11 protein-coding genes are annotated in these 13789 nt (G+C 28.6%); 3 read left to right on the top strand and 8 right to left on the bottom strand.

Going from position 1 to position 13789, the window contains the following annotated elements:
• Positions 1 to 26 precede the first annotated feature (26 nt).
• From MARPI_RS09385 to MARPI_RS09350, 8 genes are all read right to left on the bottom strand, one after another.
• Positions 27 to 695, bottom strand: coding sequence for a flagellar hook assembly protein FlgD (locus tag MARPI_RS09385; protein ID WP_014297356.1), 669 nt, complete (start codon positions 693 to 695; stop codon positions 27 to 29).
• Entirely contained in the window at positions 685 to 4242 is a 3558-nt protein-coding gene (locus tag MARPI_RS09380; RefSeq protein ID WP_014297355.1) for a flagellar hook-length control protein FliK, read from the bottom strand. Before MARPI_RS09380 ends, MARPI_RS09385 begins: the two co-directional genes overlap by 11 nt.
• A 10-nt stretch (positions 4243 to 4252) precedes the next feature.
• Positions 4253 to 4921, bottom strand: coding sequence for a hypothetical protein (locus MARPI_RS09375; RefSeq protein WP_014297354.1), 669 nt, complete (start codon positions 4919 to 4921; stop codon positions 4253 to 4255).
• A gap of 138 nt (positions 4922 to 5059) precedes the next feature.
• Complete coding sequence (locus MARPI_RS09370; protein WP_014297353.1) at positions 5060 to 6547, bottom strand: YfcC family protein; 1488 nt, start codon at positions 6545 to 6547, stop codon at positions 5060 to 5062.
• Position 6548: 1 nt separating this feature from the next.
• Positions 6549 to 7895, bottom strand: coding sequence for a M20 family metallopeptidase (locus MARPI_RS09365; protein ID WP_014297352.1), 1347 nt, complete (start codon positions 7893 to 7895; stop codon positions 6549 to 6551).
• 321 nt (positions 7896 to 8216) lie between these two features.
• Positions 8217 to 9836, bottom strand: coding sequence for a chaperonin GroEL (gene groL / locus MARPI_RS09360; RefSeq protein WP_014297351.1), 1620 nt, complete (start codon positions 9834 to 9836; stop codon positions 8217 to 8219).
• Between the two features lie 14 nt (positions 9837 to 9850).
• Entirely contained in the window at positions 9851 to 10120 is a 270-nt protein-coding gene (gene groES, locus MARPI_RS09355; RefSeq protein ID WP_014297350.1) for a co-chaperone GroES, read from the bottom strand.
• A gap of 166 nt (positions 10121 to 10286) precedes the next feature.
• A complete protein-coding gene (locus MARPI_RS09350; protein ID WP_014297349.1) occupies positions 10287 to 10562 on the bottom strand; it encodes a hypothetical protein in 276 nt (91 codons plus the stop codon).
• Positions 10563 to 11068: 506 nt separating this feature from the next.
• Here MARPI_RS09350 and MARPI_RS09345 point away from each other — a divergent pair.
• Genes MARPI_RS09345 through nuoF form a run of 3 tightly spaced genes read left to right on the top strand, consistent with a single transcriptional unit; the run spans position 11069 to position 13783 of the window.
• A complete protein-coding gene (locus tag MARPI_RS09345) occupies positions 11069 to 11569 on the top strand; it encodes an NADH-quinone oxidoreductase subunit NuoE family protein (RefSeq protein ID WP_014297348.1) in 501 nt (166 codons plus the stop codon).
• Between the two features lie 12 nt (positions 11570 to 11581).
• Positions 11582 to 11980: a (2Fe-2S) ferredoxin domain-containing protein gene (locus tag MARPI_RS09340; RefSeq protein WP_014297347.1), complete on the top strand. Its 399-nt coding sequence runs from the start codon at positions 11582 to 11584 to the stop codon at positions 11978 to 11980.
• Positions 11981 to 11992: 12 nt separating this feature from the next.
• Complete coding sequence (gene nuoF / locus MARPI_RS09335; RefSeq protein WP_014297346.1) at positions 11993 to 13783, top strand: NADH-quinone oxidoreductase subunit NuoF; 1791 nt, start codon at positions 11993 to 11995, stop codon at positions 13781 to 13783.
• Positions 13784 to 13789: the final 6 nt, after the last annotated feature.

Below are 13789 nucleotides of genomic sequence, written 5' to 3'. Positions count from 1 at the left end.
AATCTCCTCCCAAATTTATTTTATTTTTATATTTCTGATATTTCCACTATTTTGTCTGTGCTATACTTTCTTCCATTTACCAAAACATAAAATTGATTGTCTTCAAATTGTACTGCATCTACCTTTCCTCCATCTAAACCTCCGATTTTTACCTTTTTCCCATCTTTGTACGTATATACGTCATACTTGTATGTTCCATCTGCAACCTGAGAACCATCTGTATTTCTTCCATCCCAGTTAAATGTTTTCATTCCTTCTTCCTGAATACCCAAACTCTTTGTAAAAACAAGATTGTCATTTTCATCATAAATATCCACAAATACCTTGGTTGGTTCTTCAAGATTATAAATTATTGCATCAGAAAATCCATTAACAAGATTTATTTTATTGTTTTCTACCACAACATTTTTACCTATTAAATTGGACGTTTGTACTTTAAATAAACTCATTTGGGAGTTAACCATATCCTGAAACGATTCACTCATATTCATTATTTGTTCTGTCATTGACAGTTCAGACATTTGCGAGATAAATTCTCTATCGTTCATTGTATTGGTTGGATCCTGATACTTTAACTGTGTCATTAAAATCTTTAAAAATGCATCTTTATCCAGTTCTTTTTTGGGTTCTGAACTTTTAGGCTTTGAATACTGTGAAAATACTAAACTTGCTGCTGGATCAACATTATTGATCATTTAGATCACCTCTCAAAAATTCCCAGAATGTATTTCTTTTATCTTTTCTCTTTTTTTCATTTTCGCTGTCATTTTCTTTATATAAATTCTCTTTTTGATTATTTTCTCTTTGCTGATTTTGAGAATTATCCTGATTTTGCTCATTTCTCTGATCTGTCTTTATATTTAATTCCATTTTTTCATAATTTTCCTTAAATACCTGTATAACATTTTCAAGCCGTTTTTCAATTTCTCTTCCGTATCTGTCATTTTCAACTGTAATATCAAGGGATAAATTTTTCATTGATTTTATTATTTTTATTTCAACTTCTCCAAGATCTGGTGGATTAACTTTTACTACAGTTTTTTCAAAGTATTTTGGAACATTTTCTATTTTCTTTATTGTATTAACTATACGATTTTGTAATTCATTTATTGTAATTGTTTTTGGAACATTATTGTTTGTTAACTGCCTTGTTTCCTGCGCTGATGTTTGTTTTAACAAATGCGGATGTAAATATTCCACTTTTTTCTCAAATATTGGAGATTTTAATTCTACTTTTTTATCCCTTTTTAAATTTCTAAAATTTTCTATTTTATTTTCTGGTATATAGGATATTTTGTTATTTTTCTTTATCTTAATATTTTCTACTGTTTTTAGTATTTCCCTTGCTTCATCTATTCCTTCTTTACTGTATTTAATCAGAACTTTTATGTCTTTATAATTTTTAACTAATGTATAATCCATTTTATTTTTCGATAATACTCCTTTTAAATCCTTGATATTATTTCCAGAGATATTGTTTTTTAATATATATCCTTCTGATTTTTCTGAAGAATATATTTTTTCAACATGTTTTTTGTTATTTTCCATAAAAGTCTGTATTTTGTGTTTTAATAGATTTACGTCTATATTATTCTGTGGTTTTTTTATATGAGCTTTGTTTAATTCTATACTTTTCAATAATGCTACGGCTTGTTTATTGTTATTAATTAATATTTTTATATTGATATTTTTATCTTTTATCTGCAATACTTTCTGTTTACTATCAAAGGTATTTTTTATTGAAACTTTATAATTATTACCTTTTTTTAGATTCAACGTATTTTTTAATTTTTTGTATTTTACAGATTTAGCCTTTAAGATTTCTGGAACTTTTTCATTTTTAATAAATTCCGCATTATCCACTTCTTTATTTTCCAGATATTTGAACTTTTCAGTATTATTTCTATTTATACGTATCCTTTCAAACTCATTGTTTTTATTATTTTGATCTATTTTGTTGTTTATACGCTTTTCTATCTTTCCTCCATTTTCTCTTTTTATATTATTTATATTATGAGAGGATTTGATTTTTTCATTTTTTTCAGGCGATTTAAAGAAAACTTTTTGAATATCTTTTATTAATTTTTTAAGTTCTTCTGGATATGTTTCAGGAGTTAATTTAGATTGTTCAACATCATGAAAAATATCTTTTATTAATTTTTCTATTTTATTTTGTAGTTCATTTAAATTATTCTCTCTTCGAGTAATATTACTAAGATCTTTTTCTTTTTTTTGTCCAATTGGTGATTCACTTTTTTTATTCTGATTATCTATAATTATTTTCTTTATTTCCTTTATTTCTTCTCTGGTATCTTTGGATAATATTTCATCTTTTTCTTTATAAGATAATATAAATCTTATAACCTTTTTTACATCTTCTTTTGTAAAATTTAATTTTTCATTATGATTTTCTGTTGTTTTTTTATCTATATTGAGCTCTTTGACATCGCCTTCTTTTATTTGTTTATTTATCTTTTTTATCATGGATTCAATTTCTTTTTCAATTTTTATTTTTAAGTCTTTAGTTTTACCTTCATTTTTCTGAAATGGATTTATGTTTAATTCTTTAATTATACTTTCGGTAATTATCTTTGCCGTTTCCTTTTCTTCTGAATTTTCTTTGTTATTTTTTACCGCTTCTAATATTAAATATTCTATTTTTTTTATGTTTTTATCTTCATATTTTATATTATGATTATTTTTTAATATATTAAATATTTTTCCAGCGGTTTCATTTATTATTTTCTTTATTTCTGGATTTTTTATTTCTTTTTTCACTTTATGAAAATCAAAGAGATTTATTAAGCTTTCTAAAAGCTTTTCATTATCTTCATTTAATTTATTGATATTAAGATTATTTATCCCAGATTCTTTAATTTTTTTATAAACTTTCTCTTTGATTTCATCTTTATTTGATATTTTTGTTTTAGTATAAGATTCTACTGTATTAATTATTTCCTCTGCTATTTTCATTATTTTTTCTTTGTGTTTGGTATCAGGATTTCCTTTATTGATTTCAGTTAATTTCAAATCTGATTTTATTAAAATTTTTCTTATTTTATCTTTTATCTGATTTTCATTAAATTCATTATTATTAATTACCTCTATCTTCTTACTTTCTATTATCTCTGATTTCTTATTTTCAATTTCAATATTTATTAGTTTTATTTTTTCCAATGCTTTGCTTAACTCGTTTTTTATTTCTTTAATTTCATTGGATTTGTTTCTATCAGATATTTTATTTATTAAAGCAATTATAATTCTTTTTACTTCATTAATTTCATTTTTGTCTTCTTTTGAATTCATATTTTGTAATTTTTTGTGTATTTGCTTTAATTCCTTAATTAATTTTTCTTTATTTGCTTCGTTTATTTTACTTTCTTTCTTATTTATTAAATTATTACTCTTGTTTTCAACAATCACTTTGTTCATTTTTTCTGATAATTTATCCAGTTCATCAATTTTATTTTTTAACATTTCAATTGATTTATTTATTACTTCCAGTTTATTATCACTCTTATTGTCACTTTTTAATTCTTCCTTTTTTATATTAATCTCTCTGCTGAATTTCTGAGTTTCTTTATTCTCTGAAAATTTTATTAAATCAGAATCCTTTATATATATTTTTCTTATTTGCTTTGAGTTTTCTATATTTTTTATATCTTTTTCAAATATTTCTACTATCTGTTTTAACTTTTCATTTAATCCACTTTTATCTTCAGTCTTTTTTTCTAAAGAAAATATTGCTTTTTTTATATTATCTATTTCTTTTTTTATCTCTATTAAAGCTTTTTTATTTATTTTTTCTGGTTCTATCTTTAAATATTTTATATTTTCTTCTACACTTTTCAGTATTTCTATTATCTTCTTATAATCAACATTTTCTTTATTTTCTATTTTCAAATTGTCATTTTTTAAGCTTTTCTCCAGTTTTGTTAATTTAACCTTCTTTATGGCAAAAGACTTTAAATGGCTATTTCCAGTTTCATAGCCATTTATTTTTTTTATATTTATCTTTTTTATATTTAATGATTTAAGAATCCTGGATTTTTCATTATCCCGGAAAGCTTCTTTTTTAACGAAAGAATTTATTTTTGAAGCGTGATTTAATGAAGAATTTTTATTTTCCACAAATAGTTTGTAGAAAGTTTTATTTGCGGATTTTATTTCATTATTTTCATTGGCGAATAATGCCTTTTTCTCTTTTTTTATCGAGAATAATAAAGGAAGACCGGATATCATTTTTTCCCTCCTATTGACTTTTCACCTCCCCTATCTTTGAAATAACATTTGCAGCTTTTGTTGGATTTACCTGTGCTAATGCTTGCACTATTTCTGCTGCTGTATCAGAAGGCAGCATTAATAACGCATTGACTATTAAATCTATGCTTACTTCATCTCTGGAAAGCGCTAACGCTATTTGAGATGGTGTAGAGGAGGCGAACCATTCGGATAATTTTTTTATTCTATATTTATAATCTTCAAACATTTCCTTTTCTTTTTCAAATTTCTTTTTTTCTTCTTCCAGCTTTTGTTTTGCAATAGCAAGTTCACTTGCTTCATTGCTAAGTTGAACTGATAATTTATTCAACTCTTCAATTTGTGATTTTAATTTTTCATTTTTTATATCTATTTCTTTCATTCTATCTTCAAGTAATTTTTCTTGGATAACGTATGCATTTCCTACATCTAAATATTCATATTTTACTTTATCTTTTAATACAGGCACTTTTTGTAGCATATATGCTACAAAACTTTTCCAGTCTTCCTTTATACTTAAATTTAATGTTTTTAATCTTCCAAATTCAAAATTTATATATATTATTGTGATTACAATACCTGTTATAAATATTGACCAAAAAAATAAACCGAATAATCTCTTAAATCTACTTGGCTTTTTTACATTTTCTTCTTCTGGCATAATCCATTCCTCCTTTATTATTCTCAAAGTATAGTATATCAAATTTTTTCCTTTTTTAAAACAAATATACAAAAAAATCACACACGAAAATAAATTCGTGTGTGATTTTTCTACTTTAACTCTATATATTAAATATCATTATATATATACAGCTATTGTTAATGCTGCCATTACCACTAATGAAACTATTATAAGTAACTTCCATACAAATTTGAAGTATATTTCATATGGAACCTTTGCTATAGCCAATGCACCCATTATTACAGCACTTGTTGGGGTAAATAGATTTATAACTCCTGATGCTGATTGATACGCTGTTATAACAAGATCTCTTCCAACACCGGCAAAATCTGCTAATGGTGCCATAATTGGCATTGTTAATGTTGCAAGACCTGAAGTTGATGGAACAAGGAATGACATAGGTAAATAGAATAAATATGCAATATTTACAAATGCTACAGAACCAAGTTTAGCAAGTGTTTCTTCTCCCCAATGCAATATAGTTGCTGTCATTCCACCATCATTCATAACAACTGTAATACCTCTTGAAACACCTATAATTAATGCAACACCCAATAAATCCCTTGCGCCACTTACAAAAATATCTATGTATTCGCTTTCACTCATTTTATAAATCCTTGCAATAATTAAACTTGCTACAAAGAATAACATTGTAATTTCTCCAAACCACCAGTCACCCAATGGTATAGGATGTCCTATTATTTTTCCCAAAACAGGTATATTCATTAAAAAGTTATTAAAGTTTTCAAATATATGGATATCAAATTTCCATGCCCAAGGAATTACACCCAATACCATTACAATAAATGTTAACCCAAATATCCATAATACCTTTTTTCTTTCCTTTGTTAATTCAACTTCAAGATTTGTATTTTCATTATTGAAATGTTCTTCATGCTCTTCTTTTAAATGATATACTAATGATTTTGTTGGATCTTTTTTTACCTTATCCGCATATCTCATTACATATATAATTCCTATAATTTCAGAAGCTATTAAAATAATCAACCTTAATCCTATACCATCTCCAATAGAAATATTGGCAAAGCCGGAAGCTATTCCTGTAGCAAAAGGGTTAACAGTTGAACCGAGAACACCAAGCCCAGCTCCCAAGGCTATTGTCGCAACAGCTGTTAAAGCATCAAAACCCGCTGCAATAAATACCGGTATAATTAAAGGATAAAAGGCTATTGTTTCTTCTGCCATTCCATATGTTGTTCCTCCAAGACCAAATAATACCATTAATATTGGTATTAACAGCTTTTCTCTTCCATTTAATTTTTTCAGTACACTTGCAATTCCAGCATCAATAGCACCTGTTTTCATTACTACAGACAAAAAGCCACCTATTACAATAACAAATAACGCAATATCAACAGCATCATAAAAACCTTTAATAGGTGCATTAAAAATTTCCCATAATCCCTGAGGATTCTGTTCTATTCTATGATACGTTCCAGGAATAGGTTGTGGCTTTGATGCGTTTGGATCAACATAATCATATTGCCCTGCTGGAATAATCCATGTAAATATTGCTACAATAACGATAATGGAGAATAAAATCGTATAAGCAGTTGGCATTTTAAAACCCTTTTTTCTTTCCATTTTATACCTCCTCACAAATTTTATATATTGCTTTTGCATATATTTTTATTGCTTTGAGTAAATCATCTAATTTAATACTTTCATTTGGCTGATGCTCAGTTTTAGCGGAATCTGGAAATGTCGCACCAAAGGCTATACAATTTTTTAACGCTCTTGCATATGTTGCACCACCTGAGGATATTGGCAATGATTTATAATCTCCTGTTTCTTCTCTATATGTATTTAAAAGAATCTGATACAAAAAGTGCTCTTTTGAAAAATATACAGGTGCTAACCAATCAATTTCTTCAATTATTAAATTATATTTCTGTGCTTTTTCCTTTAATTTTTCCATTACAAATTCTTTTTCTACTGTAACGGGAATTCTTATATCAACGCCTATTTCCTGTTTATTTCCTTTAAATTCAATCTTTCCAATATTAAACTTTAAATATCCAGAATCTTCATCTTTACATTCACCAAAAATCTTCGTTGCATATGGATCTTCACCAACTTCATTGACAATAAAATCTATCATATTTGATCTATAACCTATTTTATTTAATGTTATAATTAATCTTATGATAGCATTAACCCCTTTTTCTGTATCTTTGGCATGAGCAGATTTTCCTAATACAACTAATTTTCCATTTTTTACAGTATATTCATATCCTGCATCTTCGAGTTCATTTTGTAATTTTTCCTGATCTTTGCCAGAATATTCCATTTCATCTGGAACTGCATTTAAAGCGCTTCCACCAGATATATTTAAATCACATTTTTCATTTCCAGATATTTTAAGTTGTAATAAACCTTTTTCAGCATATACTAAAGGAAATTGCGAATCAGGAGTAAAGGATATTGTTGGAATTTCTTCTTTTTCTTTATATTTTTCAATACCTCTCCATAACAATTCTTCATCGGTACCAAAAATAAATCTTATTCTCTTCTTAAATTCATAACCCATATCCTTTAAAATCTTAACAGCGTAAATTGCAGCCAGCATAGGACCTTTGTCATCCTGAACTCCACGACCATATAATATACCATCTTTTATTTCAAGAGAAAATGGATCTGTTTCCCAGTTATTTAAATCACCAGCCGGCACTACATCAAGATGCCCCAGAACACCTATTAATTCTTTTCCTTCTCCAATTTCCGCATATCCATAATAAGGATTATAAAATGTTTTAAACCCCATTCTTTCACAAATTTCAAGTGTTTTTTTCAATACATTATCAATATTTTTTCCAAAAGGAAATTCTTCTGATTCTTCTTCATTTACACTTGGAATTTTTATAACCTCCTCCAAGTCGTGAATAAAATCACTTTTGTTTGCAGATATTAATTTTTCAATATTTTCTAACATAACACACCTCCTTTGCCCAGCTTATTATACAATTAATTATAATTAACTCAAAATCCCAAAAAGGAATAAAAATAAACTTATTAAATCAAAAATAATACTCATGGTCATTTATTATATTATTTTATAAGTATGCATGAGTATGCATGAGTATGCACGAGTATGCGTATGATTATCATTTTATTATTCCTGGCGTATTTTATTATTAATATCAGAATACACTTATTAACCTATATTTTTTGTTTCTAATTAATAAAATATAAATATTGATATATTTTTTTATAAAAAAACTGCCCCGAAATTCGGGGCAGTTTTATTTATTTATTAATATGCTGGCATATCTGGCATTTCTGGTGCTTTTTCTTCTTTTGGTTCATCAACTACTAATACTTCTGTTGTTAAGAGCATTGAAGCAATTGATGCTGCATTTTGTACTGCACTTCTTGTAACTTTTGCTGGGTCGATAATTCCTTTATCGAACATATCTACAAATTCATCATTTAATGCATCATAACCGTAAGCTACTTCGTCTTTTGCCAATACTCTATCGATGATTATTGCTCCATCTACTCCAGCATTTTTAGCAATTTGTCTAATTGGTGCTTCTAATGCTTCATATACAACTTTTGCACCGATTTTTTCGTCTCCTTCTAATTCTTCTAATAATGGTTCAATAGCTTTTTTAGCTCTTAATAATGTTACTCCACCACCAGGAACTATACCTTCTTCTACTGCTGCTCTTGTAGCTGATAATGCATCTTCAATTCTGTGTTTCTTTTCTTTTAATTCTGTTTCTGTTGCAGCACCAACTTTAATAACTGCAACTCCCCCAGCCATTTTAGCAAGTCTTTCCTGTAATGTTTCTTTTTCATATTCTGAAGTTGTATTTTCAATTTGTGCTTTTATCTGTTTAATTCTTTCTTTGATGTTTTCTTCGTCACCTTTTCCACCAACGATAATTGTGTCATCTTTTCTTACTTTTACCATATCTGCTCTACCAAGGTCGTTTAATGTTACATTTTCCAATGTTAATCCAACTTCTTCACTGATTACAACGCCACCTGTTAAGATAGCTATATCCTGTAACATTGCTTTTCTTCTGTCACCAAAACCAGGTGCTTTAACTGCAACTGATTCTAATGTTCCTCTTAATTTGTTTAATACTAATGTTGATAATGCTTCACCTTCAACATCTTCTGCAATAATTACTAATGGTTTTCCAGCCTGTGCAACTTTTTCTAATACAGGAATTAATGGCTTTACTGTTGAAATCTTTTTATCTGTAATCAAGATATATGGTTCTTTCATTATTGCTTCCATTTTTTCTGTATCTGTTACAAAGTATGGTGAAATATATCCTCTATCAAATTGCATACCTTCTGTGAAATCTACAAATGTTTCCATTGTTTTTGAATCTTCAACTGTGATTACACCATCTTCGCCAACTTTGTCCATTGCATCTGCAATTAAGTTACCTATCTGTTCGTTGTTTGCTGAAATTGATGCAACATGTGCAATATCTTCTTTACTTGATAATTTTTTGCTCATGTTCTTGATTTCTTCAACAGCTTTTTCTGCTGCTTTCTGAATTCCATTTTTCATTAACATTGGATTAGCACCAGCAGCTACATTTTTCAATCCTTCTCTTATCATAGCCTGTGCCAATACTGTTGCTGTTGTTGTACCGTCACCAGCCACATCATTTGTTTTTGAAGCTACTTCTTTTACTAACTGTGCACCTAAGTTTTCAAATTTATCTTTTAATTCGATTTCTTTTGCAATTGATACACCATCATTTGTAATTGTTGGTGAACCCCAGCTCTTTTCCAATACAACATTTCTACCTTTTGGTCCTAAAGTTATTTTAACAGCATCTGCTACCTTATTAACTCCTCTTTCTAATGCTCTTCTTGCTTCTTCTGAGAATAACATTACCTTTGCCATTTCACAACACCTCCTTAGTCTTCATATTTTGCTAAAATATCATCTACGTCGATTATAATATAGTCTTCATCGTCAATTTTTATTTCTGTTCCTGAATATTTAGCAAATACTACGTGATCACCTACGTTTATTTCAACATCATCGTCAATAGTTCCAATAGCAACAACTTCTGCTCTCATTGGTTTTTCTTTTGCTGTATCTGGTAATACTATACCGCCTTCTGTTTTCTTTTCTTCAATAACAGGTTTTATTAATAATCTGTTACCAAGTGGTTTTACTTTCACACCAATCACCCTCCTTGTCCATATTTTTTATTTTTTTAGCAGTCAAGTTATCCGAGTGCTAATTTCTATTTGTATGATACTCCTTCTTGAAAAAAATTTCAAGCATTATTATAAGCGTTTATTCCTTTTTATTTTCAATTAATCGTGATTATAATTAAAATTCTAATCATTCTTCCTTTTTCCATAATATTTTATTTGCCCGATCATCAAAAATCTCTTTTATATCCTCTGGTACAGTTAATTCTTCTTTATATGTTTCAATAACCTCTATAATCAAATCCTTTGGCAATGATGAAATTACCCATAAATCACTTATTAAAACCCTGCCTTCATTTTTTACAGGAGCCTTAATAATCGAACTTTCAACTGCTTTTAAAAATATTCTTAAATCTTCTTCTTTATAAAAACCCTTACCTGTATCATTTCCATAATTAATAGGCATTTATACCCCTCCTTAAATTTGTTTTTTGTATTGTTTATTATAACATCTTTTAATTGCTATTAAATTAAAAAAGTTTTTTATATTATTTTATCTTCTTCAACCATACAAAATAACAGGTTATATATACCATTTGTATATATTGAGTATATTATATATAATGATTACTTTTTTGTAAATTACACATGTTTCTAAATCTTTTATTCGATATTCATTAATCATGATTTAACATTTCACAAATAGAAAAACATTTATTTAACACTTTCGTTTTGCTAATGTAATAAAATTGCCTGTAAATTAAATCAAATTATTTTATAATATAGTTGAAGATATTTATTTCTCCATCTTAACTCCGGATTGTGAAAAAAATAATAATATAAGATAATTTTAGTCAGAATTTAATTATTTTTAACTATAACTTAAATATAATTTGTGAAAAAAATAGCTATAAAGTTTATATATATTCATAAAACATATAAATAAAAACTTTATCTTGAGGAGGGAACGGAATGTCCGTAGAACTTGAAAGTAAGTTAAAAGAAGTAGAAGAATATATTGACTCTCTGGAACTCGAAGGGAAGGACAAAGTTACAAAGAGAAGTTATCTAATCCATGTGCTACATAGAGCACAGGAAATAATTGGTTATTTACCAATTGAGGTTCAAAAATTAATCGCTAAAAAATTAGACGTTCATGCTTCTGATGTTTATGGAGTAGTAACGTTTTATAACTTTTTTTCAATGAAACCAAAGGGAAAATATCCTATAAGTGTATGTTTAGGAACAGCATGTTATGTTAGAGGATCAGGAGATATTTTAGAAGAATTTAAAAAACAATTAGGCATTAAAGAAAACGAAACAACAGAAGATGGATTATTCAGTCTTCATGCTGTTAGATGTGTAGGAGCATGTGGTCTTGCACCAGTTGTTATGATTGGTGACGAAGTTCATGGAAGATTAACGAAAAACGATGTAAAGAAATTAATAAAAGAATACCGTGAAAGAGGTTAAGGAGGGAAATATATGCCTAAAATTAAAAGCCTTGAAGATTTATTAAAACAGAAGGAAGCTGCAAAAAATAAATTGAATTTAAGAAAAATTGCTGATAAAGACAATATAATAACTTTAAAGGTTGCAATGGGAACATGCGGAATTGCAGCTGGCGCAAAAGAAACATTTAACAAATTGGTTGAAATTGTTGAGGAAAAAGGACTTGATAATATTAGAATTATTCAAACTGGTTGTATGGGGTATTGTCATGCAGAACCTACTGTTGAAGTTTCTGAACCGGGAAAGGAACCTATATTATATGGAAAAATCAACGAAGAAAGAGCTGTTGAATTAATTGAAAAACATATATTAAACGGAGAATTGCTTCAGGATTCAATAATAGGAGAAACACACAAATCCATTAACGAGTAAGGAGGGAATATAATGCCATCATATAAATATCACATATTAATCTGTGGAGGTACAGGTTGTACATCTTCTAAAAGTGAACTTATAAAGGATAATCTTGAAAAGATTATAAAGGAAAAAAATCTTGAAAATGATGTTCAGGTTGTTAGAACAGGTTGTTTTGGATTCTGTGAACAGGGACCTATTGTAAAGTTCTTACCTGATAATACATTTTATGTTAGAGTTACACCGGAAGATGCAGAAGAATTGGTTAATGAACATATTATAAAAGGTAGAAAAGTTGAAAGATTGTTATACGTGGAACCTACAGAAAAGGAAAAAATCGACGAATCAAAGAAAATGCCATTTTATAAAAAACAAATCAGGGTTGCTTTAAGAAACGCCGGTTTAATTGATCCTGATGATATTGATGAATATATTGCAAATGATGGTTATCAGGCTTTAGCAAAAGCATTATCAATGACTCCAGAAGAAGTTGTTGAAGAAGTTAGAGAATCCGGTCTTAGAGGAAGAGGTGGAGGAGGATTCCCAACAGGATTAAAATGGGGATTTGCCCAAAAAGCAAAAAGCGATGTAAAGTATGTTGTATGTAATGCAGACGAAGGTGACCCGGGAGCATTTATGGATAGATCCGTTTTAGAAGGTGATCCACATTCAGTTATTGAAGGAATGGCTATTGCAGGTTACGCAATAGGAGCAAATCAGGGATATATTTACATAAGAGCAGAATATCCCCTTGCAGTTAAAAGACTTCAAAATGCTATTAATCAGGCAAGAGAATATGGACTATTGGGTGAAAATATTTTAGGAACTGATTTTTCATTTGATCTCGAAATAAGACTTGGTGCTGGAGCTTTTGTTTGTGGTGAAGAAACTGCTTTATTAGCTTCAATTGAAGGATACAGAGGAGAACCAAGAACAAAACCTCCTTTCCCTGCCCAAAAAGGTTTATGGGGCAAACCAACTATTATAAATAATGTTGAAACACTTGCAAATATTGCTCCTATTATTTTAAAGGGTGCAAAATGGTTTAGAAGTCTTGGAACAGAAAAATCTCCTGGAACAAAGGTTTTTGCACTAGCAGGTAAGGTTAACAATGTTGGACTTGTTGAAGTTCCAATGGGTACAACATTAAGAGAGGTTATTTTTGATATTGGTGGTGGAATTAGAGATAACAAGAAATTTAAAGCTGTTCAAACAGGTGGACCATCAGGAGGATGTATTCCTGAAGCATATCTCGATACTCCAATTGATTTTGATACATTAACTGCATTGGGTTCTATGATGGGTTCAGGTGGTATGATTGTTATGGACGAAAATACATGTATGCCTGATGTTGCAAAGTTCTATCTTGAATTCTCCGTTGAAGAATCATGTGGTAAATGTACTCCATGTAGAATAGGTAACGTAAGATTACTTGAAATATTAGAAAAGATTACTTCTGGTAGAGCAACAATAGAAGATTTAAATACACTTGAAACTTTAGGAAAAACTATAAAAGATTCTGCATTATGTGGTTTAGGTCAAACATCACCTAATCCAATATTATCCACTCTGCATTATTTCAGAGATGAATATGAAGCACATGTTCTTGATAAAACATGTCCAGCTGGAGTATGTAAGAATTTAATTACATATGTAATTGATAAGGATAAATGTGTGGGATGTACAGCATGTGCGAGAGTTTGTCCTGTAAATGCAATTAGTGGTGAAATTAAGAAACCACATGAAATAGATCAGGAAAAATGTATTAAATGCGGCGCCTGTTATGCAACATGTAGATTCGGCGCTATAGAAAAGATATAAGGAAGG

It is taken from the genome of Marinitoga piezophila KA3, assembly GCF_000255135.1.
In the GTDB taxonomy this organism is placed as follows: domain Bacteria; phylum Thermotogota; class Thermotogae; order Petrotogales; family Petrotogaceae; genus Marinitoga; species Marinitoga piezophila.
The sequence above is the reverse complement of the archived record's forward strand: the minus strand, read 5'-3'. Positions and strand labels throughout refer to the sequence as shown.